25 protein-coding genes and 1 pseudogene are annotated in these 22381 nt (G+C 63.2%); 13 read left to right on the top strand and 13 right to left on the bottom strand.

The window, feature by feature from the left end:
* The first annotated feature begins 91 nt into the window (after positions 1-91).
* Positions 92-478 (top strand): DUF1304 domain-containing protein, encoded by a 387-nt coding sequence (locus J1M86_RS25845; RefSeq protein ID WP_075838175.1) that lies wholly within the window; start codon positions 92-94, stop codon positions 476-478.
* On the opposite strand, the gene J1M86_RS25840 is transcribed toward J1M86_RS25845, so the two are convergent.
* Together J1M86_RS25840 and J1M86_RS25835 are read right to left on the bottom strand one after the other, a co-directional pair.
* The gene (locus J1M86_RS25840) at positions 468-1712 is read right to left on the bottom strand and encodes an NAD(P)/FAD-dependent oxidoreductase (RefSeq protein ID WP_241260681.1); all 1245 of its coding nucleotides are present in this window, start codon (positions 1710-1712) and stop codon (positions 468-470) included. The genes J1M86_RS25845 and J1M86_RS25840 overlap by 11 nt on opposite strands.
* On the bottom strand, positions 1709-2935 hold the full coding sequence (locus J1M86_RS25835; protein WP_206511912.1) for an alkane 1-monooxygenase: 1227 nt from the start codon (positions 2933-2935) through the stop codon (positions 1709-1711). The genes J1M86_RS25840 and J1M86_RS25835 overlap by 4 nt, the downstream gene beginning before the upstream one ends.
* A 133-nt stretch (positions 2936-3068) precedes the next feature.
* On the opposite strand from J1M86_RS25835, the gene J1M86_RS26655 reads away from it, so the two are divergent.
* The gene (locus tag J1M86_RS26655) at positions 3069-3719 is read left to right on the top strand and encodes a TetR/AcrR family transcriptional regulator (protein ID WP_230556831.1); all 651 of its coding nucleotides are present in this window, start codon (positions 3069-3071) and stop codon (positions 3717-3719) included.
* Here J1M86_RS26655 and J1M86_RS25825 read toward each other — a convergent pair.
* Positions 3688-5010, bottom strand: coding sequence for an NAD(P)/FAD-dependent oxidoreductase (locus J1M86_RS25825; RefSeq protein ID WP_206511911.1), 1323 nt, complete (start codon positions 5008-5010; stop codon positions 3688-3690). The two genes, J1M86_RS26655 and J1M86_RS25825, sit on opposite strands and share 32 nt — an antisense overlap.
* Positions 5011-5197: 187 nt before the next feature.
* Between J1M86_RS25825 and J1M86_RS25820 the strand changes: the two genes are divergently transcribed.
* Complete coding sequence (locus J1M86_RS25820) at positions 5198-6166, top strand: diiron oxygenase (RefSeq protein WP_206511910.1); 969 nt, start codon at positions 5198-5200, stop codon at positions 6164-6166.
* Positions 6167-6175: 9 nt separating this feature from the next.
* Here J1M86_RS25820 and J1M86_RS25815 read toward each other — a convergent pair whose 3' ends face one another.
* On the bottom strand, positions 6176-6859 hold the full coding sequence (locus tag J1M86_RS25815) for a TetR/AcrR family transcriptional regulator (RefSeq protein ID WP_206511909.1): 684 nt from the start codon (positions 6857-6859) through the stop codon (positions 6176-6178).
* A 146-nt stretch (positions 6860-7005) separates the two neighbouring features.
* Between J1M86_RS25815 and J1M86_RS25810 the strand changes: the two genes are divergently transcribed.
* The gene (locus tag J1M86_RS25810; RefSeq protein WP_206511908.1) at positions 7006-9033 is read left to right on the top strand and encodes a CocE/NonD family hydrolase; all 2028 of its coding nucleotides are present in this window, start codon (positions 7006-7008) and stop codon (positions 9031-9033) included.
* A gap of 20 nt (positions 9034-9053) precedes the next feature.
* Here J1M86_RS25810 and J1M86_RS25805 read toward each other — a convergent pair whose 3' ends face one another.
* The 3 genes from J1M86_RS25805 to J1M86_RS25795 are packed head-to-tail and all read right to left on the bottom strand — an operon-like array spanning position 9054 to position 11463.
* Positions 9054-9362, bottom strand: a complete 309-nt coding sequence (locus J1M86_RS25805) for a transcriptional regulator (RefSeq protein WP_206511907.1) — start codon at positions 9360-9362, stop codon at positions 9054-9056.
* Positions 9359-9937, bottom strand: a complete 579-nt coding sequence (locus J1M86_RS25800; protein WP_206511906.1) for a hypothetical protein — start codon at positions 9935-9937, stop codon at positions 9359-9361. Before J1M86_RS25800 ends, J1M86_RS25805 begins: the two co-directional genes overlap by 4 nt.
* Before the next feature lie 44 nt (positions 9938-9981).
* The gene (locus J1M86_RS25795) at positions 9982-11463 is read right to left on the bottom strand and encodes an NAD(P)/FAD-dependent oxidoreductase (RefSeq protein ID WP_206511905.1); all 1482 of its coding nucleotides are present in this window, start codon (positions 11461-11463) and stop codon (positions 9982-9984) included.
* A gap of 123 nt (positions 11464-11586) precedes the next feature.
* Here J1M86_RS25795 and J1M86_RS25790 point away from each other — a divergent pair, with 123 nt between their 5' ends.
* A complete protein-coding gene (locus J1M86_RS25790) occupies positions 11587-12219 on the top strand; it encodes a TetR/AcrR family transcriptional regulator (RefSeq protein WP_075838147.1) in 633 nt (210 codons plus the stop codon).
* 11 nt (positions 12220-12230) lie between these two features.
* On the opposite strand, the gene J1M86_RS25785 is transcribed toward J1M86_RS25790, so the two are convergent.
* A complete protein-coding gene (locus tag J1M86_RS25785) occupies positions 12231-13289 on the bottom strand; it encodes an SDR family oxidoreductase (RefSeq protein WP_206511904.1) in 1059 nt (352 codons plus the stop codon).
* 164 nt (positions 13290-13453) lie between these two features.
* Between J1M86_RS25785 and J1M86_RS25780 the strand changes: the two genes are divergently transcribed.
* Both J1M86_RS25780 and J1M86_RS25775 read left to right on the top strand, forming a co-directional pair.
* Complete coding sequence (locus tag J1M86_RS25780; RefSeq protein WP_230557100.1) at positions 13454-13696, top strand: helix-turn-helix transcriptional regulator; 243 nt, start codon at positions 13454-13456, stop codon at positions 13694-13696.
* Positions 13697-13769: 73 nt separating this feature from the next.
* Entirely contained in the window at positions 13770-14216 is a 447-nt protein-coding gene (locus J1M86_RS25775; protein ID WP_206511903.1) for a MarR family winged helix-turn-helix transcriptional regulator, read from the top strand.
* Between the two features lie 6 nt (positions 14217-14222).
* Here the strand turns inward: J1M86_RS25775 and J1M86_RS25770 are convergent, their stop codons facing one another.
* The 5 genes from J1M86_RS25770 to J1M86_RS25750 form a co-directional block, all read right to left on the bottom strand.
* A complete protein-coding gene (locus J1M86_RS25770) occupies positions 14223-14705 on the bottom strand; it encodes a DUF4188 domain-containing protein (RefSeq protein ID WP_206511902.1) in 483 nt (160 codons plus the stop codon).
* A gap of 83 nt (positions 14706-14788) precedes the next feature.
* A complete protein-coding gene (locus J1M86_RS25765) occupies positions 14789-15403 on the bottom strand; it encodes a hypothetical protein (protein ID WP_206511901.1) in 615 nt (204 codons plus the stop codon).
* Between the two features lie 112 nt (positions 15404-15515).
* Complete coding sequence (locus tag J1M86_RS25760; RefSeq protein ID WP_075838140.1) at positions 15516-15803, bottom strand: Rho termination factor N-terminal domain-containing protein; 288 nt, start codon at positions 15801-15803, stop codon at positions 15516-15518.
* 331 nt (positions 15804-16134) lie between these two features.
* Entirely contained in the window at positions 16135-16650 is a 516-nt protein-coding gene (locus tag J1M86_RS25755; protein ID WP_206511900.1) for a CsbD family protein, read from the bottom strand.
* A gap of 144 nt (positions 16651-16794) precedes the next feature.
* On the bottom strand, positions 16795-17895 hold the full coding sequence (locus tag J1M86_RS25750) for a ferredoxin--NADP reductase (RefSeq protein ID WP_206511899.1): 1101 nt from the start codon (positions 17893-17895) through the stop codon (positions 16795-16797).
* Between the two features lie 223 nt (positions 17896-18118).
* On the opposite strand from J1M86_RS25750, the gene J1M86_RS25745 reads away from it, so the two are divergent.
* From J1M86_RS25745 to J1M86_RS25720, 6 genes and pseudogenes are all read left to right on the top strand, one after another.
* Positions 18119-18997, top strand: a complete 879-nt coding sequence (locus J1M86_RS25745; RefSeq protein WP_241260680.1) for an alpha/beta hydrolase — start codon at positions 18119-18121, stop codon at positions 18995-18997.
* A 73-nt stretch (positions 18998-19070) separates the two neighbouring features.
* Positions 19071-19805 carry a MerR family transcriptional regulator gene (locus J1M86_RS25740; RefSeq protein WP_206511897.1) on the top strand — a complete coding sequence of 245 codons (735 nt, stop codon included), beginning with the start codon at positions 19071-19073 and terminating at the stop codon, positions 19803-19805.
* Positions 19802-21055, top strand: coding sequence for an APC family permease (locus tag J1M86_RS25735; protein ID WP_206511896.1), 1254 nt, complete (start codon positions 19802-19804; stop codon positions 21053-21055). Before J1M86_RS25740 ends, J1M86_RS25735 begins: the two co-directional genes overlap by 4 nt.
* 53 nt (positions 21056-21108) lie before the next feature.
* The gene (locus J1M86_RS25730) at positions 21109-21441 is read left to right on the top strand and encodes a cupin domain-containing protein (protein WP_206511895.1); all 333 of its coding nucleotides are present in this window, start codon (positions 21109-21111) and stop codon (positions 21439-21441) included.
* Positions 21442-21505: 64 nt separating this feature from the next.
* Positions 21506-21841 carry a TfoX/Sxy family protein gene (locus tag J1M86_RS25725; protein ID WP_206511894.1) on the top strand — a complete coding sequence of 112 codons (336 nt, stop codon included), beginning with the start codon at positions 21506-21508 and terminating at the stop codon, positions 21839-21841.
* 44 nt (positions 21842-21885) lie between these two features.
* Positions 21886-22381, top strand: a pseudogene (locus tag J1M86_RS25720) (DUF222 domain-containing protein); the annotation flags it as partial.

Genomic DNA, 22381 nt, shown 5'->3' with positions numbered 1-22381 from the left:
CTCACCCGGCCGCGTACGACAGGAGTCGACCTCCTCCGAGCACCTCCTGCGATACGGTGACGTGTCCGTTCGCACCGCAGAAGGGCTTCACATGATCGCCGCCGGTCTGATTTTCGCCGCACTCGCCAGCGCGCTGCACGTGTACATCTTCGTGCTCGAATCGTTCCTCTGGACCGCACCGCGCACCCGCACGGCGTTCGGTACCAGCGTCAAACAAGCTGAAGCCACCAAAGAGATGGCCTTCAACCAGGGTTTCTACAACCTGTTCTTGGCGGTCGTCACGGCAGTGGGCATCGTCGCCGTGCTCATCGATGCGACCGCAGCCGGAGCCGCGCTCATTTTCGCGGGTACGGGTTCGATGCTGCTGGCAGCGATCGTGCTCATGGTGACCTCGCCCGACAAGAAACGCGCAGCCATCGTGCAGGGCACAACTCCCCTGCTGGCTCTCGTGCTTCTCACGATCGGGTTCATTCTCTGACGCCACTGAGGGGCACGGTGACTGCGGTCAGGTCCACGTTGTCGTCGGCCAACAACGCTCGGTCGACCGGGCGCTCGTCCGCGACCAGTGCTCGCACAGCTCTGATGTCCTTGGGCCGGCCGATACCGACGGCTCCAACCAGCTTGTCGCCGCGCAACGCGAACGCGGTGAAACGCCGGTCGGCGATCGAACCGCGAACCACGTAGTCGTCGTCTGATCCGGTCCAGCCGGCGAACTGCAGGTTCACGCCGTACTGGTTGGACCATCCCCACGGAACGTCGAGGCCGTCGACAACGTCCAGACCGTCAGTGCCGATGCCGAGCATCGAGCGGGCCGCAGCCGCGCCCTGATCGATCGCGCCGTTCCAATGTTCACTGCGATAGGTCCCACCGAGAATCGTGTTGGGAACCTCGGCGACGTCGCCGGCCGCGTAGATGTTCGACGACGACGTCCTCATCTGCGCGTCGATGACGATGCCCGCGCGGGTCTCGATGCCCGAGGCTACGGCGAGTTCGGCATTGGCTACCGACCCCACGGCCACCAGCACCGTGCCGGCCTCCCAGCTGCGGCCGTCCTCGGCGATTGCGCGGACGGTGCCGTCGGGCAGCTTTTCCACCGCGGCCACGGTGACGCCGGTGTGGATGGCGACGCCCTTCTCTGCGTGCAGGTTCAGGTAGAGCTCCGAAATAGCCGGTGGCACAATTCGACTCAACGGCATGTCCGCGGACAGAATCGTTGCCTCGGCGCCGAGTTCGCGGGCGACCGCTGCCGCCTCGCACCCGATCAGTCCGCTGCCGATGACCAGGAGCGAACCGGTCCGGCGGATCTCGGCGTGCAGCGGTTCGATGTCAGACGCGGTGCGCAGGGTGAAGACGGGCGCGCCGTCGAGATGATCGAGTTGCCGGGCACGGGAACCGGTGGCGAGCAGTAGGGCATCGAAGGGGACGCGATCTCCGCTGTCGAGGACCACCTCGTCCGCCGAGATCGACACCACCGTATCGCCGTGACGGAAGTCGATCTCGTCCGCGAGCGCGCCGAGCAGAACCTGCTCGATGGTCTTGGTACCGGCGAGGAGTTCCTTGGACACCGCCGGCCGTCGGTACGGCTGCGCATGCTCGTCACCGATCAGGGTGACGGTTCCGGTGAACCCCTTCTCGCGCAGCGTCTTGGCTGCGGTGAAACCTGTTGCGCCGGCACCGATGATCACGATCGATTCAGGCATCGACTCGTTCATACCTGTGCTCCGTACTTCCGCAGGATTTTCGCGCGCTTGGACTGCTGGATGTTCACGCGGGTGATGTCGCCGTCGTAGTGATCGAGGACGCGGTGATCCATCACCTTGCGCCAGATGGGTGGGAAGTAGGCGAGCGAGATCATGCTCGCGTAGCCACTGGGCAGGTTGGGTGCGCCTTCCATACTGCGCAGGATCTGGTACCTCCGCGTCGGATTGGCGTGGTGATCACTGTGACGCTGCAGGTGGTAGAGGAAGATGTTGGTCACGATGTGATCGGAGTTCCAGCTGTGTTCCGGCGCGCAGCGCTCGTACCGGCCGTTGGCCTTCTTCTGCCGCAGCAGGCCGTAGTGCTCGAGGTAGTTCACCGTCTCCAGCAGCGAGAATCCGTAGATCGCCTGAATGATGAGGAACGGCAACACGACCGGACCGAAGACCGCGATCAAGACGGCATAGAGAACCACGGACATCAACCAGGCGTTGAGTACGTCGTTGTGGATGCTCCACGTGCTCTTGCCGACTCGCTGCATGCGTTGCTGCTCGAGTTCCCACGAGGACTTCAGGCTGCCCCACACGCTGCGCGGCAGGAAGGTCCAGAAGCTTTCGCCGAACTTGGCGCTGGCGGGATCTTCAGGCGTCGCGACGCGGACGTGGTGGCCGCGGTTGTGCTCGATGTAGAAGTGTCCGTAGAAAGTCTGGGCCAGTGTGACCTTGGACAGCCACCGCTCCAGACTGTCTTTCTTGTGGCCCATCTCGTGCGCGGTGTTGATGCCGATTCCGCCCATGACGCCGACGGTGATGGCGAGTCCGATCTTGGAGATCAGGCCGAGTCCGCCGTCGATGCCGAGCCAGCTCAGGTTGTCCGCCGTCCACAGGTAGCAGGCGAACACCAGGCTAGCCAGCTGGAACGGGATGTAGGCGTAGGTGCAGTAGCGGTAGTACTTGTCGTTCTCGAGCTGCTCCATCACCTCCTCGGGCGGGTTCTGCCCGTCGGGTCCGAAGAAGCGGTCGAGAACGGGAAGGAGTCCGTAGACGAGCAGCGCGCCGATCCACCACCAAACGGGGGACACAGCTGTCCAGCCGAGCTGGTTGAACGCCCACACCAAACCGGTGGCGACGAACACCGCGGTCGGTGGGATCAAGCCCATCAGCCACAGATAGCGCTTGCGGTCGCGCCAGGCGTCGGTCGGCGCCTCCGCCTGATGTTCGACATTCGATGTCGTCATCGGTTCCTCCTTGGTGAGTGCGATCACTTCTGACTAGACAATACAGCCATTTTGTAATTTTGATAGACAAATCTAGAAATTTGTAAACCTACGAGTGACCGCCGACGCGCAGCTGCTGATACCGTTTCGAATCGTGATCGAGTTTTCGACTACCACGTCCGGTTCGAAGAAGCAGGCGGCGCGGACCTCGACTCAGAGCCGTTCGACCGGCGTCCAACGCCGAGGGGCAGAACGCGTGAAGGCGCTGCTCGCCGCCGCAGAAGAGCTGCTCGCCGAGCAGGGCTACGAGGGCGCCACCCTCAAGGCCATCGGAGAGCGCGCAGGCATTCCCACCGCCTCCGTCTACCACTACTTCGCCGACCGGTTCCAGATCGAGGCGGAGCTCATGGCACGGCACACCCGCGCACTCGACGGGCGAATCATCGGCGCCCTCGATGCCCTACCGCCGTGCACGCTCGGCGAGGCCGTCGACGCGGTGGTCGACGCGGTGGTCGCCTACTTCCGGTCGTACCCGAGCATCGTTCAACTCTGGTTCTCGGGCCGCGGTTCGAACCTCGAGGTACCCACAGACGCGTCCGACGAGGCCCGCAGCGCGCGAATCCTGCGCCTCCTCATCGACCGAGAACTCGTCCGTCCGGACACCCCACTGCTGGCCGTGCACCTTTCCTACGAGGCCGGTGACCGCATCTTCGAGGTGGCCTTCCGCGTGCCCGAGGGTGACGAGGCGACCATCGACGAGGCACGACGGATGGTTACCGCGTACCTCGCGTCGTATTCGCCGTGAGCGCCGCCGCCACCTCGCGCGCTACCCGGGACCCGGATTCGATGGCACCCTCGTAGTACCCAGCATGGTCGGCGGCCGTCTCGGTACCCGCCCAGTGAATGTGGCCGATCGGTTCGGACCACATCGGCAGACGCAACTCGCTCATCCCCGGATCGGGCACCGCCGAGTATCCGCCACCGACGAATTCATCCAAGTGCCAGGACTTCTCGTGCCATCCCGCCGGCTGGAGAATCCTGGATCCGAGGTGCCGCGCCAGTGGCGCGAGAACGGCCTCGCGACGAGCCTGCGCGTCGAGCTGGGACATCTCCCGCGCTGATGGTCCGCCCGCGAGAAAGCACAGGTGACCCGGCCCGCCGACGGGGCTGGTGTCGAAGACTCCCCCGCCCGGTCGGTCCAGAATGATGAACTCCCCGCCCTTGCCTTCGCGCCAGAAGGGCTCGTCGTACACCGCGATCGCCTTGTACACCGACCCCATGGACGTGTTCTCCTCCAGCGCTACCCGCCCCGGCGGGAGGGCAGGTTGGTGCTCGATCTTTCGCGCCATCGGCGGCGCAGCCGTGACGATGACCTTCGCAGCTCGCACCTCACCGGAGGAGGTTCGGAGCGTCACCCCGCTGTCGTCGCGAACGATCGCGGTGACGCGGCTCCCCGTGCGCACACGCGGTCCGAGCTCCGCGGCCATGCCGTCGATGAGCGCTCCGATCCCCTCGACAAGCAAAGACTCCTGCGCGCCGCCGGACGTCGACAGCATGTCTTTGATGCCGCCCTCTCTCCGAATCATCTTCGCCAACGAATCGACGGAATACCGGTCCAGGTCGACGGTCCAGGAGATCTGCGCGATCACCTCCAGCAGACGACGAACACTGGCCCCCGGAACGTGGTCCAGCCACGACTGCACGGTGCTATCGCCCCAGCGTTCGGTCCCGCCGAACTCGGAGAGCGCAGCAACGATCGTCAGGCACGCGGTGGCTTCGAGCCCCTCGGGAGACAGCATCGACAGGGTGCGGTCTCCGTCGATCGCCTGCGGCAGCGTTCGTGTGTGCATGGCGTACTTGGTGGCGCCGAGCTCGGCGGCGAGCGCAGTCACGCGATGGTGATCGTGGCCGATCCACTGGCCGCCGAGGTCCACTCGAGATCCGAGCACCGTCGTCTCGGTCAACGCGCGACCCCCGAGCCGATCCGCTGCTTCGAGAACCAGCACGTCGATTCCCTGACGATGCAGCTCACGGGCGGCGAACAACCCCGACATCCCCGCGCCCACGATGGCTACCGTCGCGTCCCGTTGCGCCATGTGTCCCGCTCCCCACTCGCAGTCGAGACGCCCGGTAGTCAATCTCGATTCGAAATCGACTTTAGGGAGGATGCTCTAGCCCGTCAAGGACGGTTGTCTGTGACATCGTGTTGCACTAACGTGAATGAGACATCCTGTCCAATGTAGATGTTTGGGCGATAGTCTCGCTCGGAAGGACCTCGTCACCATGACTGCGAGCACAACGCGAATCGCGTACGAGCAGACCCTGCAGACGCTCTCCACCGCCTCGGTGCACAAACATTTCGACGCCTTCGTCGACATCCCGTGGGATGAACCCGATTACGCGGTGATTGCCGACGATCCACGCTGGGTCCTGCCGTCGTTCGACCCCCTTGGCGCCACCACGTGGTATCGGTCGCTGCCACTGCAGCGGCAGATCGAGATCGGCATGTACATGCAGGCCAACACCATGAAGGTCGGTCTGCAGTTCGAGCAGATCCTCATCAGCGGCCTCATGCACTACGCGCTCTCGCTACCGAACAACTCACCGGAATTTCGCTACTCCACGCACGAAGCGACCGAGGAGTGCCACCACACTCAGATGTTCCAGGAATTGGTCAACCGCATGGGCATCGACGTTGCCGGCGGGCCGCGATGGTTCCGAAAACTAGCACCGATCATGCCCCTGGCTGCCGGCCCACTCCCGTTCGGATTCTTCGTCGGCGTCCTGGCGGGCGAGGAGCCGATCGACCATGTGCAGAAGACCATGCTGCGCAGCGGCCATGAGCGTCACCCACTGGTCACTCGCATCATGCAGATCCACGTGGCCGAGGAAGCGCGGCACATCGGTTTCGCGCACCAATACCTGCAATACAAGGCACCCAAGCTGAGCTCGCGTCAACGGGCCGTGATGGGCGTCGCGACCCCGATCGTCATGCGCGTACTGTGCGACGCCATCCTCAAACCCACCCGAAAGATGCGGCGCGACCTAGACATTCCAAAAGAGGTCGTCGACGAGGTGTGGTGGGACAGCGAGCACTCGAGCAAGGTTCTGCGCGACATGTTCGGTGACGTGCGTATGCTCTGCGGCGAGCTGGGACTGATGAATCGCTTCTCGCGTCGAGTGTGGAAGGCCATGCGTATCGACGGTCGGCCATCGCGCTATCGCAGCGAACCCGCCACCAGGGCTGCCTGACCTGATGCGCTACGAGTAGATGACCGGATCGCTCGGTCGAATCTCGATCCCCTCGCGTTTGGCCACCCCGTCCACTACTTGCCAGATGGACAGTTTCAAGAACTCGGCCAGCTGCTGCTCGTCGATGGCCCGCTCGGGGTTGGCGAGCCACCTGTTGACGCTGTGATCGATGAGTCCGATAAGCCCGAACGCCAAAGTTTCGGCCAGTGCCGGATCGGCGTTGCGTGCGCGCAAGTTCATGTCGAACACGGCCGTCACCTTCACCGCCACAGCGGTTTTCGCGCCGGTCACCGTCCGCGACCCCTCGGTCCGGCGACTGGCCGAGCCGATGCCAAGAAACAGGTGCAGCTGCGGAAACTCGACCACCCAGCTCAAGTAGCTGTCCACTCCGTCGGCGACAGCTTCCCCGATGGTTCCCATGGGGTCCATGGCCAGGCGATCGAGCAGAATCCCCAGAATCCGCACGCGCAGTTGCTCATCGAGGTCGGAACGATCCTTGAACACTCGATACACCACGGACCGTGGGACGCCGGCCCGTCGCGCAATCGTCTCGACCCCGACGTCAGGCCCCTTCTCGCCGATGACAGCGACGCCGGCGTCGAGAATGCGCGTCCGACGCTCCGCTTTGTGATCGGCCCACCGCACGGTTCGTCCGTCTACCGCGGACTCGGGCTGATCACGTTCTTTGGCCATGGCGAACACGATAGTCAGCGGCCCGAATGCTGGACTATACGAGACACACTGTCTAAGGTATCTGCAGCGGCGCAGCTTTTCCGCTTCTCGCCTCGCCCCAGCGGCCGATCAGGTGGGACACGCTCTTGGAGACCGATGGGAAACGAATGAAACGAACACGTTCCGTGCTCACCTGTGTGCTCGCCGCGACGTTGTTGGCGTCGATAGCAGCTCCTGCGTCCGCGCTCCCCGCACTTCCCCCGGACGGCGGGAATCCTGGGCTGCAGTGGACCGCCACCGCCGACGCTCCCCCCACGCATCCGGGCGTCGCCATCGAGTGGGATGTCCCCATCACCATGTCCGACGGCACCGTCCTCAAAGCGAATGTGTATCGCCCAGCGGATCATTCGGGCACACCCATTGCCGAACCCACCCCAGTCGTACTGAACATGACGCCCTACACCAAGCTTGTCGGCGCCATCGCATCACAGGTCATAGACACACCAGGCGTCAGCGAGATCCTCGATATGCTCGCCCGCGCCCTCAACCTGGGCGGCACCCCGCTCAGCGGGCTGGGCGACATGCTGTCCGCGATCCCCGGCGGGGCACTGCGATCCTTCGCAGTCGACGGCGATCTGGTGCGCAACGGGTACACCCAGGTAGTCGTCGACGTGCGCGGCACCGGCTTCTCCCAGGGCGTATGGAACGTGCTAGGAGAACGCGAACAACTCGACACCGTCGAAACCATCGACTGGGTCAGTCACCAACCATGGTCCAACGGCAACGTCGGCATGTCGGGCATCTCCTACTCGGCCGTAAACCAGGTCCAAGCAGCCTCGGCCAACCCACCCGCACTCAAAGCGATTCTTCCCGTCGAATCCGGCGGAGACCTACTGCGCGACATCATCGCCCCCGGAGGCGGCGTCGGCATCGGGTTCCTTCTGCCGTGGTTGACCGCAGTCAACGTCCTCAAGCTCGTCCCGGACGTGCAATCCCTCGCACAGGGCACCTTCGATCAGCAATGGCTACGGAGCCGGCTCGAGCACCCGGCCGTGTTCTTCGACCTGCTCATGGCAGCACTGGTCACCGAAACGGTCGACACCGTGCCCCCGGGACTGGAGACACTGCTCACCGAGGGCTCCTCCATACGAACCGATCTCATGGCGCGTCCGGAGAACATCGCCGTCCCGACCATGCTGTACGGAGGCTGGCACGACATCTTCACCAACAGCCAACCCCGGATGTACAACGCGATCCCGCTACCGCCCGGACACAAGCAACTGATCATGGGCGATACATACCACCTCAACCCCGCCGCCCAATTCGGAACACCGGGTGCACCACCACGTCTCGACGTCCTGCAGCGCGCATGGTTCGACCGCTGGCTCAAAGGCATCGACAACGGCATCGACAATTACGGGCCCGTCACGGTCAAACAGCAAGGCGGACCGTGGGCGAGCTTGCCGTCGTTCCCTCGTCCCGGCATGACCTATCAGAGGATGTACCTGGACCCGGAACCGAGTGGCACGAGCCCGCATTCGGTGCACGACGGTAGCCTTCGAACCGACACCCAGAGCGGCGGCACGCTGACCCTCGCTCCGGGACTGGCGACGCTGTGCTCCCAGGACAGCGCGCAAGGATTGGCCGGAATCACCGCACTTCTGGACGCCTGCGGCAAGGACTCACGCATCGCCGAACACGCCGCACTGACATTCACCAGCGCACCGGTGGGAGCAGCCACCCAGATCGCCGGCCCCGTCAACGTTCATCTGGAAACGATGCTCGACACCACCGACGGCTACTGGACCGCGACACTCAACGACGTCGCACCCGACGGAACCTCCACCGCACTCACCTCGGGACAGCTCGCAGCATCGCTCCGGAAGACCGACGACGCCCGCAGCACCCGGTTACCCAGTGGCGACTACGTGGATCCGTTCCACCTCCTGACCCTGGACGACCGACTGCCCACCGTCCCCGGCCAGATCACCACCCTCGACGTCGGACTGACCGCAACCGACGCCGTACTCCAACCAGGACACAGGCTTCGGGTGGACATCTTCGCCGGCAACTTCCCCAAGGGGCTGCTCCCTCGACCCCTGCTCAACGAATCCCAATTGGCCCCACAACATCTCGTCCTCGACCCCCAGCGACCGAGCTTCGTCACCGTACCCACCGACGTCCCACTGGCCTGACACTCCCCCAGCTGACCGCGTCACTCCGCCGCGGCGATCAGCGCACGCAGTGCGGCGAGCTCGGCGGCCAGAGCCTCGCGACCCGCGGCGGTAATGGCAATCCATGTCTTTGGACGGCCCTTCCCCGTCTTCCTGGTGGTGGTGATGAGGCCGGCCTCCTCGAGCACCTTGAGGTGTCGGTTGAGGTTACCGTCGGTCAAATGCAGTGTGTCGCGTAGTATTCCGAATTCCATCGACACTCCACTGTCGAGCAGCGCCACGATTCCCAGCCGCGTGCGCTGGTGCACTGTGTCATCGAGCCCGACGGTCGGGTGCAGTTCCTCGCTCATACGTGCGCGGTGTCGGTGCGGATCAGTTCGACGAAGACTGCAATCGCAGCCACCAGACCGACGACGAGCGCAACGAGCGCATATCCGCTGTCGAAGTCGGCCAGTGCAACTGCGGTCGCGGACACTGCGGACGCAGCCGCGACTAGAGCAATGGTGATCGACCGCCATGCCAGCGCGAAGATTCCCAGACCGATACCGAGCACGAGCCATGGCCCGACTGCAACCCAAGGGCCGCCCACGAACCACAGGAGTGTCATCGTCGCCAGCAGCATCACCACACCGGTGACCAAGACGACGACACCTAGTTTGACCGGCGGTTGCACGCGCCGCGTAGCGAAGAACCACCCCGACGCGACGGCGGAGGCAGGTGCCATCACTGCCCAGTACAGACCACTCCAGCTCTCACCCAGCACGATGCCCGCCGGAATGGCAGCAAGCACGGCGACAGCCACACACAGCAGCGGAAACCACACCGGTGAGGACATTCTGCGTCCCTGATCCGACCACGTTTCGATGTCGCCGACGAGCTGCCGGGCCTCGTCGGCGCTTGGCTTACTTGGCGATGCAGAGTTCATGCAAACAACTTTGCATCGCAAAGTCAGCGATGTCAATGCACTCCTCAGGCGTAGTCGTAATCGTCGAGCGGGAAACTGCTTGCCTGACGGTAGGTGCTGAGCGTGGAGCTCGGCCGGAGCAGTGTCGCCTCGCCGTGCTGGTTGAAGTAGTAGCTGTTGGCCGTCGCGCATTGGCCGAGAGCGAAAACCGAGTTGCCGACCTTCGCCGTCATCCGTTCCAGGAAATCGTCGTTGGCATGATGGGTGACCTCGAAGACCGTTGCCTCACGGTCCTGCATCGCGGTGAACAGTCGGTCGATGTGCCTCATCTGGGACTCGATCGTCGTGAAATACGACAGCCCCGAATAGGAGTACGGACTGTTGAGGGAGACGAAGTTGGGGAATTCCGGAACCGCGATTCCCTCGTAGGCTTGAAATCTGTTCTCGCGCCACCAGGTACCAAGGTTGCGGCCGCCGCGACCGATGATCTCGATCGCCGGAAAGTTGACGTCCCAGAGGTTGAATCCGGTGGCCAGCACCAGCACGTCGATGTCGCGTCGGGTGCCGTCGGCGGTGCGGATGCCCTCGGCGTCCACGCTCTCGATCGATGAGGTCTGCAGGCTCACATGGTCTTTCGTGAACGTGCGGTAGTAGTCGTTGGAGAAGGTCGGGCGCTTGCATCCGAAGGAGTAGTCCGGGGTCAACTTTCGACGGAGCTCTCGGTCCCGCACCTGCCGCGAGAGATGGGCTCGACACCACAGTTCGCCCAGCTTGTTCACCAGCGGCAACTGCTTGTAGTGCAGTACGCCGGAGACCATCATCATCTCCAGAATGGACGTACCGATGAGGCGCACGATTCGCTGCGTCAACGGAAGTGCTGCAAAGGTCTTCTGCACGAGGGCAGGGATGGTGGCGTCGGGCTTCGGACTCACCCAGATCGGCGTGCGCTGGTAGACGGTGAGTTCGGCGACTTTCTCGGCGACCTCGGGGATGAGTTGGACGGCGGTCGCCCCGGTGCCGATGATTGCGGCGCGCTTGCCGGTCAGGTCGTAGGTGTCGTCCCAGTCGGTGGTGTGGATGATCTTGCCGGCAAAGGTATCGATGCCGTCGATGTCGGGCACCTTCGGCTGGGACAGGAACCCGGTTGCGGTAACCAGGTACTTCGCGGTCAGCTGCTCACCGCCGCGGCACCTCACGGTCCAATGGGCATTGTCTTCGTCCCACGCGGCGCCGTCGACGACGGTGTCGAAGCGCATGAGCCGTCGCAGACCGTATTTCTCGGCGACGTGATCGGCATAGTTCTTCAGCTCCGAACCCGGCGCGAAGAGCCGCGACCAGTACGGGTTGGGCTCGAACGAATAGGAGTACGTGGACGAGGGGATGTCGACGGCCAGTCCCGGGTACCGGTTGACGTGCCAGGTTCCGCCGAGATCCGACTCGCGCTCGAGGATGAGCAGGTTGTGGTGACCGAGCCTGTTGAGCTGGATTGCGGCGCCCATGCCGCCGAATCCGGCGCCGATGATGATGGCGTCATAGTCCGTGGCCATGAAGATCTCCTAGGGATCGAGGTGAGCGTGCCGGTCAGTCGGCGTGAGACTGCGAGAGCCAGTATCTGACGTCACTTTCGGAACGGTATGTCAGTTTTGTGTCCAGTGCAATAGGCTGGGGCCATGACAGTGGGTTCACCTCGGACTCGGGCCGAGCGGAAGAAGCAGGAGTTACGACGGGAAATCGTCGAAGCTGCGTTCGAGTGCTTCACGGAGCGCGGCTATCACGCCACCGGGATCGCCGACATCGCCGCACGTCTCGGCATCGGCCACGGCACGTTCTACCGGTACTACGAGAACAAGCGCGACATCGTCGACCACGTCATCACCGATCTCATCGAGCGAGTGGTCGCGTCACTGACGGCCGAAAACGCCCCCGAGGCAGCGAGCAGCCTGGCCGACTACCGTCGCCAAACCGCACGAATCGGCGACGCCCTCACCTCGGTCTTCGGCTCGGATCCCAGAGTCGCACGCTTCCTCGTACTCGAAGCCGCCGGAATCGACGCCGACATGCGCGAACGCGTGTTGGACTTCCACGAAGCCGCTGTAGGACTGACTGCCGGCTACCTCGAACACGGCGTCGACATCGGCTACCTACGCACCGATCTCGACATCGAGTCCACTGCCCGCGCCATCAACGGCATGATTCTCTCGGGGGTTCTTGCCGCATTGAGGGAACCCGACCCGGCCGCACAGGAGCGCATGGGCACCGCCATCAGACGGGTCATGTACGACGGGATCTCCGCGCGCCCCTGATGGTGGCAACGTCACGGAATGATTTTTCTCTTTCGCAGGTCGTCGAAGATGTCTACGAACATTGCCTCGGTGTCTACGAACCGATGAAAGCCGAGGCGACGCGCTTTGGAACCGTCGGCCATGACGTCGTAGTCCCAGGCGAACACGAAATCGCCGAATGCCCAGGACGACACATCGGAATACGGGGTCTCGGCCAGACAGTTTTCCGCCACGATCTCGTCCCACACCGGCTCCTTGTCAGCCATGACGACGTCCAGCGACATCGGTAGCGCAGGCGCAGTCGCGAGCTCGAAGTAGGAGGCAATCCGCGGCCACATATCGTTCCAGCGGAAGAGATCGCCGTTGTTGATATTGAATGCTTGGTTTGCACACTCGGGTGTCGTTGCTGCCCACACCGTGGCTTCGGCCAGCAACCCGGCGTCCGTCATCTCGATGAGGGACGTGTAGGCACCGGGCGCACCTGGAAAACGAAAAGGAACGCCGAGCTTCTTGCACAGGGTGGCGTAGACGGCGATCACCAGCGCCAGGTTCATCGGATTACCGAGGGCGAAACCGCACACCACCGAGGGGCGGATGGCTGACCACGTCCACGCTTTGCCACGTTGGCGGGTTTCCAAGAATTGTTGCTGGTCGACGTTGAACTCGGGAGGCATATGCGGTGGATCGCTCTCCCGGGCAGGCGTTTTGAACGGTCCGAGGTGGGCTCCGTACACCTTGTAGCCCTGCATCAGGCTCACATGCTCGAGACCTGGCGACACCGCTTCGATGGCTGAAACAGCATTGACGAGCATCGCCACATTCGGATGAACCAGCTCGGTCCACGTGGGCCGGTCCTGGTATGCGGCGTAAAAAATGTGGGTGACGTCGGTCAGCGGCGACAACTTCCGGTGAGTGTCCTCGGCATCGAGTAGGTCGACGGAGATATGCCGTAGCCCCGGTCCATCATCGCCTCCGCGTCGGGAAACACCGACTACATCCCAGTCCCCGCTGCCCTGGAGGTGCCGGACGAGATTGCTGCCGATCACACCTCTGGCGCCGACCACGACGGCAACCCGCTTCGTTTGGTTCATCGAGAACTCTCCATCTGTAAATCGCGATATTGCGATTTGGCTATCTAACCACAAATCGCGATATTGCGATGGCCGGTATAGTCGAGCGGGTGACCACACCACTCGATGAGCGTGAGCTGTCAGCCGTGTTCGCTGCGCTCGGCAATCCGGCACGGCTGGCCATCATGCACTGGCTCAAGGACCCAAGCGATTTCCCGCCTCAGTCGGCACCCGCGGAAGAAGTTGGAGTGTGCCTCAAACACATCCAGTCGCGAGCAGGCGTGTCCCAATCGACAGCGTCTCAGTACATGGCCGTCCTACACCGGGCCAACTTGGTGACACCGACAAAGATCGGCCCGTGGGTCCATTACAAGAGGAACGACGAATGCATCGCCCGGCTCGCCGAGACCATTCAGATCCATCTGTAGCGAAACGCAGGGCTCCGACCAGATCGAGAAAGGTGTTGACCTCGAGCTATGTTCAGGTTCTACCGTCATGCCCATGACAACAAAACCGATGCAACCGCCCGAACGTCAAGCGATCGGATTCTGGACCGCACGAGCCGGTGAAGCCATTCGCGAGCGTACCCAGGGGGCGCTGCGCGAGATAGGTCTCATGCAGCCCGAATGGTGGCTACTACAACAGCTTTCCCTTGATGCCGACGGTGTCGACCGCAACGAAACCATCGAGAAGATCGGTCACAACGACACCCCCGACGCCATCGTCGAAGCAATTTCCTCCGCTGCCGCGAAAGGCTGGCTCGTCGAAACCGGTTCGCGGTTGCAGCCCACCGACGCGGGCCTCGAACAATTCCAGCGCGCCTTCGATCTTCAGCAACAGCTGCACGAGGAACGGATGCAGGGAATCAGCGAGGCCGAGTTCGTGACGGCGATTCGCGTCATGCAGCGCACGATCGAGAACGTCGGAGGCAATGCGTGGCACTGGTAGATGTGGTCAGCTCGCCTCGATGCGGGATCGCGCGGTCTCGCTGAGTTTGCCCACCTTGACCGATCGCCCGGCCGCAGCCAGGCCCATGACAGGCATGTTCGCGTAGATCGACTCGTGTCGACCGACCCCGACACGGTAGGTCTCGTGATAGATCCCCACGTCACCGTTGGCACCCACTCGTCTGTTGAACGCCCGCCACGCCGGCAGATGCGGGTCGTTCGGATTCTTCGCGAACGCTTCGAGCTGGTCGAAACTACGCCAGTACTGCACCACTGTGATCGTTCGGCCGCCCAACGATATTCGAGCGTCGAGCAGTCCCTTCTCGGGGTGCTGCTGCAGCTCACGAAGCATCCGTGGCATAGCCAAGAACGCGTGGATCCACTTGTGGATCTTCCAGAGCTTGTTCAGTCGCATGCCGATCAGGAAGACAACGAAATCGCCGTCGACCTCGGCTGTGTAGCGTCCTGGTTGAACTCCGTTGCCGGCCATCGCTCGTCCCTTCGGTGAGGCTATCTCCTTGCTAGATAGTTCTACTATCCAGTGCCGAAGTCAAGGCCGGAGCAGCGACGCACTCACAGCTGGTTGCGAATACCGGCTTCCCGTTCGAGCTGCGCGGTCTCGTGGTCGAGGTCCCCGCCGGGCGCGCCGTCGCCACGGAAGACGGGGATCACTGGTCGGTGGTGAGCGTCCTCGAGCGCGAAGGCGAGGGCCGCGTAGAAGCTGAGGGCAGCGAGAGCGATGCCGGTCCAGCCTGCGATTGCCATCCACTGTGAGATGCCGCTGGTTTCGGCGATCCCTGTGACGATGTAACGCGTGCCGCTCAGAATCATCACTGCCGCTGCGAGCTTCTTGGCCATTCCGGCGGCCGCGGGGATGAAGATGACCAGCCCCGACAGGATCAGAAGAATGCCGAGCCCCGAACTGGTTGCACCAGGTTCACCGAGAAGTGTTGATACCCCGATCATTCCCCAGGTTCCGGTCAGTATGCCCATGCCGGTGCCGGCGATGGGATCGCGGGCAAGGAAGCCGAACACGCAGGCAACGAGCTGAACGGGGACGGCGAACGCCAACACCGCAGCAGCGATGATCTTGCCTTGATCGGCCGCGACCCAGTCGAGCTGGAGCACACTGAAAGCTGCAGTTCCGAAGAAGAGGCCAATGAAGCCCAGCGGGAGTGGAGTACCCATCGGCCGCAGTACCACGCGAATGCGGTCTGCTGAATTCCCCTGCGAGGCGGGCGCTTCCTGGTTGGTACTCAATTCGATATGCCCTTCAGTCGAGAAGCGGCCGCGAAGTAGGTCAGTGCTCGCGGAGTGTGCCGATCAGCTCGTCCTTCTTCATCTTCGAGTACCCCTCGATGCCCAACTCCTTGGCGCGATCGGTCAGTTCGTCGACGGTCCACTCCTCGTACGACGGCGACTCGCCGCCCTTCTTGCCGATCTCGCTGCGGCCTTGGTTGGCGGCGGCGTTCGAGATGCGGGCTGCCTTCTCTTTGGAGTTGCCCTCGTCGCGCAACTTTTCGTAGAGGTCTTGGTCTTTCAACTGCGGTTGATCATCGGAACCAGATGAACTGCTCTGCGTCGGCATGGTTCGATCCTTCCGTTATCGCGTCCAGGTGCATGTCAGCGTTACCCGGCACAACGATCGGCAAACGACCGAACCGCGACCTGCCGAAGTCACACGGCAAGCGGAATGACAGTTCCCGACGGGGCCGCGTCGTAGTGTTCGTTGATCTTGTTGAGCTCCAGCTGGTAGTACAACGATTGGAGTCCTAAGACAAAGCACAGCAACAGTCCGATGACGGGACTGCACGTCGCTGTGCAGCATTTTCCCACACGAGGGCGAACCAGCGCCCGCTTATCGCGGCCTGGTTCGCCCTGCCCTCCCGCTGGGGATCACGCGCTGAAGTCCGCGTAGGTCAGCGAAGCTTCTTCGCGGCGCGGGCGACCTTACGTACGGCGCGCTTCGACGGTGTGCGCGTCTGAGCGGCCTTGCGGCGACGATTGAGGCATGCGTAGAACAGCACCAGGGCGGCGGCTGCGGTCGCGACGGCGATCAGCGGGGTGCGGTTGTCTTTCGTAACTTCGACGAGGGATTCTGTGTCGACTTCACGAGCCTTCGTCGCTGCGGTGTCGACGATGTCTGCTGCCGAGTCGACGGCGTTGGATGCGGTCCTGGTGGCGGCATCGGCTACCTTCTCCGCGGCCTTCTCGGCTTGCTCGGAGACGTCCTGCGCGACCTCGGAGGCCTGCTCGCCGAGCTTTTCAGCACCATCGGAAACAGCGTCCGCGGCCTGATGGGCATTGGCTTCGACCTGGTCGGTGGCACCGTCACTGCGCAGGTCATCGTTGCCGGTGGCTTCGCCGACCTTCTCCTTCGCGGTGCCCGCGGTTTCTGCTGCCATGTGCTTTGCCTTCTCGACGTAATCTGCCATCGGACTTCCTTCTTTCTCTCGTGGGCACTGAGGTGGAGCAGTAGTTCGTGCAGCTGTGTATAGGTCCTACAGAATCGGTTCAAACGTACGTTTCGAAACCGTGATGTGGCTTACTGAGGACCACCAGCCGGGGCAACTTCTCGATCAGCGGTCGAAGACCACATGGACCGCGCCGGTGTCGGGAGTGGACTGACAGGCGAGCCGGACGCCCTGGTCGATCTCGTAATCGTCCAATGTCTCGTTGGCAGCCATGGTCACTGCACCCTCGGTGACCGTGCACGCGCATCCGCCGCAGGTACCTTCCCGGCAGACGTAAGGCGGATCGAGGCCGAGTTCGAGGAGTCGGTCGAGGAGTTTGGTGTCCTTCGGCCAGTCGAAATCGGTGGTGACGCCGTCCAGTTCGACTGTTCCCGAGGTGACTTCGCCGGATGTGGCGGTGCTTGCGGTTACTGGCCCGGGGTCGTCGAAGGGATTTGCCGAGAACGAGGCGAACACCTCTCGATGCAGATGCATCACATGGTCACCGAAACCGCGAAGCCAGTCCTCGGCGACGTTCATCAACGGCTCCGGGCCACACAGCAGCCCCTCGCTGGCGGAGTCGATCCGCAGTGGCAACGACGCCAAACCGGCGCGGCTGGGTAGGCCCGCCTCCGATTCGATCCAGTGGTGCACATCGAAGCGGTCCGGGTACTGCTCGCCAAGCTCGGCGAGTCGGTCGGCGAAGATGATCGACTCTCGCGACTTGTTCGCGTAGACAAGCGTGAGGTGTTGATGGTGCTGAGCAAGAGCGGTTTTGATGATCGACATCATCGGTGTGATTCCGCTTCCCGCTGCGACGAGAACCAGGTCGGTGTGCCAACTCCTCGGGCCGAAAACGCCGGCGGGCCGCAGGGCGTTGATGCGCATTCCGGGTATCGCGTTGTCATGCAGCCACTGTGAACCACGCCCTCCCGCAATGCGTTTGACGGTCACCGTGGGCATTGGGTCACAACCGGACGAGCTGGAGAACGAGTAGCATCGGGCCACGGATTCGTCAGGTGAACATGGGATCTGCAGCGTCAAGAACTGTCCGGGCGCGTAGGTGAAGTCGGATGCGACCTCGAAACTCAGTGACAGTGAGTCGGTGGTCTCACGCCTGACATGCTTGATTTCGAGTGCGAGGCGCTGGGACCCTCCGGTTGCACCGAGTGGCGTCGTGTCCGCCGATGCGGAGTCCGATCGCGAGGTACGGCGGAATGACTTCATGCGACCCCTTTCTGATCCGATGTGGCGTCCATCACCCTTGCATACTTAACCACTGATGAATAGACCATTGACAAATGGCACATAGATGGGTGACTGTCATTTTGTGATACCGACTACTTCCAGCACTGCAATCTCGCAGGTCCCGCGGTGTTCATCAGCCCGCGCACGGGTTGCGGCGGGCCTGACTCGGGTCGCGCTGCGCCCGGTCACCGACGTACTTCCCATGAATCGCGCCGGCCTCTGGTTCTCCCGACGCCTCGTCGCCACCTCGATGAGCCTGCTCGGTCCCGTCGTCGAGGGGACAGCGACCACCCAGGTCGACGAGGGCCCGGTTCGCGGCGAGTGGGTGTGTGCACCCGGGGTCGAACGCGGCGGACGAGTGATTCTCTACCTTCACGGGAGCGCGTACGTCATCTGCTCGGCGCGCACACACCGCGGTCTCGCATCATCACTGTCGAAGGCCACGGGACTCGCAGTGTTCACCGTCGACTACCGGCTCGCCCCTGAACACGCGTTTCCCGCCGCTGCCGACGACATCGAATCCGCCTACCGCTGGCTCCTCGCCGCAGGTCACGCAGCCGAGGACATCGTCGTGGCCGGCGATTCCGCGGGCGGGCATCTCGCCGTCGACCTGCTCATCGAGAACGATCGATCTCGAATGCCACAACCGGGAGCGATGGTTCTGTTCTCACCCCTCATCGATCTCCGCTTCGAGCTGGCATCCGCGCAGGAGCGCGGCAGAAAAGATCCGATGATCTCCGCTGCGGCGGCGCGGAAGATGGTCGAGATGTACACCGGCGACCACCCGGCAGATTTACCGCGACTGCGGCTGCAACTTCCTCGCATCGACAGGCTGCCACCAACGCTGATACAGGTCGGAGGCGCCGAAATGCTCGTCGCAGACGCTCGATACCTGCACAACATGATTCGGCAGTCCGGCGGTAGCAGCACGTTGGAGATCTGGCCGGATCAGATGCACGTCTTCCAAGCCCTCCCCCGACTCGTTCCCGAGGCCCGTCACGCGCTGAGGCGGGCAGCGACATTCGCCGCACAACAACGCGAGCACCGCGACGAAGCAGTTCGAGAGCGTCGGAAAGCGTAGTCCCGGGACGCGTTCGTCGACCCGATCACGTCTATCCTGTGGTGGGTGACGCGCGGAAGAGACGAGGGGACCGTTGGAGTACCGGATAGACGACTTGGCGCGTGAGGCCTCGACCACGTCGCGCAACGTTCGCGCATACCAGGAACGCGGGTTGCTACCACCACCGACGCTGCGAGGCCGGGTAGGCATTTACGGGGACGAACATCTGACGCGGCTGAAGGTCATCGATTCCCTCTTGCAGCGCGGGTTCACCTCCACTCATATTGCCGACTTCCTCGCTGGTTGGGAACAGGGCAAGGACATGGGCGAAATACTCGGTCTTCAAGAAATCGTGACCCGCAAGTGGTCGTCCAACGACGTCAAGTCGATCCCCCTCGACACGGTCGAAGAATTCCTGGGCATCCGCAGCACCGAAATCGTCGATCGACTGGTCGCGGCCGAACTCGTCCGAATCGAGGGCGACCAGTGCGAGATTCTCGACCCCGTACTTCTCGAGTCGTTCATCGACATGAACGAGTACGGTTTCACCCTCGAGCAACTGCTCGATCTTCACGAAACCACGGCTACGTCGATGAACACGGTCGCGGAATCGATGATCGAGGCCGTGGCCCAACACCTCATCGCGCAGCATGGCCCGGGTTGGATGCCACAAAACAACGAAGTCGCCGACACGATCCAGATGTTCGAGAAGATGCGGCGGCTCGCACTGGAGTCCTCGCAGGCCGAACTGGCGCGGGCACTGGACCGAGTGCAAGAGCGGGCACTGAACGAGCATCTGTACCAAACTCTGTCGCGAACGTCGGAATGAAATCCAGCGCCCCCCTCGCCCGCCGGCTCGGGCTGGGTGACGCTGTCGTCATCGGGGTCGGATCGATGGTCGGGGCCGGTGTCTTCGCTGTCTTCGCTCCCGCATCCGCCGCGGCCGGTGCGGGTTTGCTCATCGGACTGGCCATCGCCGCAATCGTCGCGTTCTGCAACGCAACCTCGAGCGCCCAACTCGCCGCCCGGTACCCGACCTCGGGCGGGACCTACATCTACGGACGTGAACAGCTCGGGCAGTGGCCAGGCTTTCTCGCCGGGTGGAGCTTCGTGATCGGCAAGACCGCGAGCTGCGCGGCCATGGCATTGACCTTCGCGACCTACACGGCACCCGACGGCTACACCAAGCCCGTTGCAGTTGCAGCGATCATCGCGTTGACCGCCGTGAACTACTTCGGCGTCACTCGCACCGCCGGGCTCACAAGAATCCTTGTCACCATCGTGCTCGTGATTCTGGCCGGCACAGTCGTCCTCGCCCTCACCGGCCCGCGAGCCTCCGGCGGCATCGATCCAGCGATGCTCACCGACGCAGGTTGGTACGCCATCTTGCAGTCCGCAGGCCTGCTGTTCTTCGCCTTCGCCGGTTACGCGCGCATCGCGACCATGGGCGAGGAAGTCATCCACCCCGAGCGGACCATCCCGCGCGCCATCGTCACCGCGCTGGGCATCGCACTGGGCGTCTACGTCGTCGTGGCCGTGACGGTTCTGCTCGTCCTCGGGCCCGACCGACTCTCCACCTCCACAGCCCCGCTCGTCGACGTCGTCACCGCAGCCGGCCAGGCCTGGGCCACGCCCGTGGTGCGCGTCGGCGCCGGGGTGGCCGCGCTGGGAGCCTTGCTGGCGCTGATCGCCGGCGTCGGGCGCACGTCGTTGGCGATGGCCCGGCACGGGGATCTGCATTCGTACCTGACCGCTGTGCACCCGAAATACTCGGTGCCGCACCGCGCCGAGATCACGCTCGCTGTCGTCGTCAGCATCTTGATCGTCACCATCGACCTCCGCGACGCCATCGGGTTCTCGTCCTTCGGTGTGCTGCTGTACTACCTGATCGCCAACGTCAGCGCGTACTCCCAGGCGTCCGATCAACGCCGCTACCCGAGAGCATTTCAGCTGCTCGGGGCGCTCGGCTGCCTGACGCTGGCTGCGACATTGCCTGTCACGTCGATCGCTGTCGGAATCGCAGTGCTGATCGTCGGTGTCGGCTTCCGTGCTCTTCGAATCCGACGACACCGCGCGTAGTCATGTGAAAGCCTGACTCGTGTGCCGACCGATGGCATCGAAGGAGCACACACATGATGAAACATTCTCTAGAGGCCCTCGCCCGTGAACAATTGGAGCGCGCGGGCCGAGCATCCAGTGGTCGATCTGCGGCCACGGTTTACGGCGGCCACGAGCACATTCTGCGGCAAACGCTGATTGCTCTTCTTGCGGGACACTCGTTGAGCGAGCACGAAAACCCAGGTGAGGCTACGGTGCAAGTACTCCACGGACGGGTACGTCTGACCGCGGCGGACGACGCGTGGGAGGGCCGGGACGGCGATCTCATTGTGGTGCCGCAGGCAACGCATGCGCTCGAGGCCATCGAGGATTCCGTCGTGTTGTTGACGGTTGCGAAGCACAAATAGTTCGGCAACGACGCCCAGGACCCACACGCCACCCTTTCCTGGCGTAACCGGAAGGACTCACCCAATGGCTCGCGACTCCGAACTCACCGAACGTGTGCGCCGCGCCCTCACCGGCCGCGATGTCCGTGAGACCAAGATGTTCGGTGGCCTCGCGTTCATGGTCAACGATCAGATGGTGGCGTCAGTCAAGATCGGCGGCGGGGCGCTGCTTGTCCGCGTCGCCTGCGACCGCGACGCCGAATACCTCGAACGACCCGGGACCAACCGTGCGGAAATGGGCAAGGGGCGGGCTATGGGCGAAGGCTGGATCACGGTCGACGACGAGACCCTCGCCGACGACGAGCAGTTCCAGTTCTGGATCGACGCCGTCCTCGAATACAACGCAGAGCGAACCGCATAGAACGACCCGCGTTCTTGTCGGTGGTGGGTTGTACCTTCCCCGGCATGGAAGAAGTTGGGGGCTTCACCACAGCACACACGCTATCCGACCAGGACATCGTGACCGCACTCGCGCGCATCCACACCACCGAAACCAGCGTCGCCGCATCCCGACTCGCCCTACTCGCCGAAGCCGAACGCAGAGGACTCGCCCTCAAACTCGGACACTCCTCCATCAAACGCTGGTACAGCAACGCCGTCCGCATCCCCGAAGGCAACGCCGCCCACCAAATCGCCCTCGGCCACTGGCTCGGCGCCCACCCATCCGTCGCAGAAGCACTCTCCAACGGCACCATCCACATCCTGCACGCCAAAGCCATCGCCGACGGACACTCCACCATCCTCACCGCCGACCCCACCCTCACCGACACACACCAAGCTGATGCCGTAGCAGTACTGCTCGACATCGCCACCCGATCCCTGCCCAGAACAGTCACCGACCGCGCCCACGAACTCGCCCACCAAGCCGCTTGCGATGCCCGAGCCCGGCACGAAACCGAAC

The organism is Rhodococcus sp. KRD197, assembly GCF_017168235.1.
Lineage (GTDB): Bacteria > Actinomycetota > Actinomycetes > Mycobacteriales > Mycobacteriaceae > Rhodococcoides.
This window is presented reverse-complemented; position numbering and strand designations above follow the sequence as displayed.

Bases quoted from the DNA above. Each gene is read 5' to 3' on its own strand.
- J1M86_RS25845 (WP_075838175.1), top strand. From the start codon at position 92: ATGATCGCCGCCGGTCTGATTTTCGCCGCACTCGCCAGCGCGCTGCAC.
- J1M86_RS25840 (WP_241260681.1), bottom strand. From the start codon at position 1,712: ATGAACGAGTCGATGCCTGAATCGATCGTGATCATCGGTGCCGGCGCA.
- J1M86_RS25835 (WP_206511912.1), bottom strand. From the start codon at position 2,935: ATGACGACATCGAATGTCGAACATCAGGCGGAGGCGCCGACCGACGCC.
- J1M86_RS25825 (WP_206511911.1), bottom strand. From the start codon at position 5,010: ATGGCGCAACGGGACGCGACGGTAGCCATCGTGGGCGCGGGGATGTCG.
- J1M86_RS25820 (WP_206511910.1), top strand. From the start codon at position 5,198: ATGACTGCGAGCACAACGCGAATCGCGTACGAGCAGACCCTGCAGACG.
- J1M86_RS25815 (WP_206511909.1), bottom strand. From the start codon at position 6,859: ATGGCCAAAGAACGTGATCAGCCCGAGTCCGCGGTAGACGGACGAACC.
- J1M86_RS25810 (WP_206511908.1), top strand. From the start codon at position 7,006: ATGAAACGAACACGTTCCGTGCTCACCTGTGTGCTCGCCGCGACGTTG.
- J1M86_RS25805 (WP_206511907.1), bottom strand. From the start codon at position 9,362: ATGAGCGAGGAACTGCACCCGACCGTCGGGCTCGATGACACAGTGCAC.
- J1M86_RS25800 (WP_206511906.1), bottom strand. From the start codon at position 9,937: ATGAACTCTGCATCGCCAAGTAAGCCAAGCGCCGACGAGGCCCGGCAG.
- J1M86_RS25795 (WP_206511905.1), bottom strand. From the start codon at position 11,463: ATGGCCACGGACTATGACGCCATCATCATCGGCGCCGGATTCGGCGGC.
- J1M86_RS25790 (WP_075838147.1), top strand. From the start codon at position 11,587: ATGACAGTGGGTTCACCTCGGACTCGGGCCGAGCGGAAGAAGCAGGAG.
- J1M86_RS25785 (WP_206511904.1), bottom strand. From the start codon at position 13,289: ATGAACCAAACGAAGCGGGTTGCCGTCGTGGTCGGCGCCAGAGGTGTG.
- J1M86_RS25780 (WP_230557100.1), top strand. From the start codon at position 13,454: ATGCACTGGCTCAAGGACCCAAGCGATTTCCCGCCTCAGTCGGCACCC.
- J1M86_RS25775 (WP_206511903.1), top strand. From the start codon at position 13,770: ATGACAACAAAACCGATGCAACCGCCCGAACGTCAAGCGATCGGATTC.
- J1M86_RS25770 (WP_206511902.1), bottom strand. From the start codon at position 14,705: ATGGCCGGCAACGGAGTTCAACCAGGACGCTACACAGCCGAGGTCGAC.
- J1M86_RS25765 (WP_206511901.1), bottom strand. From the start codon at position 15,403: ATGGGTACTCCACTCCCGCTGGGCTTCATTGGCCTCTTCTTCGGAACT.
- J1M86_RS25760 (WP_075838140.1), bottom strand. From the start codon at position 15,803: ATGCCGACGCAGAGCAGTTCATCTGGTTCCGATGATCAACCGCAGTTG.
- J1M86_RS25755 (WP_206511900.1), bottom strand. From the start codon at position 16,650: ATGGCAGATTACGTCGAGAAGGCAAAGCACATGGCAGCAGAAACCGCG.
- J1M86_RS25750 (WP_206511899.1), bottom strand. From the start codon at position 17,895: ATGAAGTCATTCCGCCGTACCTCGCGATCGGACTCCGCATCGGCGGAC.
- J1M86_RS25745 (WP_241260680.1), top strand. From the start codon at position 18,119: ATGAATCGCGCCGGCCTCTGGTTCTCCCGACGCCTCGTCGCCACCTCG.
- J1M86_RS25735 (WP_206511896.1), top strand. From the start codon at position 19,802: ATGAAATCCAGCGCCCCCCTCGCCCGCCGGCTCGGGCTGGGTGACGCT.
- J1M86_RS25730 (WP_206511895.1), top strand. From the start codon at position 21,109: ATGATGAAACATTCTCTAGAGGCCCTCGCCCGTGAACAATTGGAGCGC.
- J1M86_RS25725 (WP_206511894.1), top strand. From the start codon at position 21,506: ATGGCTCGCGACTCCGAACTCACCGAACGTGTGCGCCGCGCCCTCACC.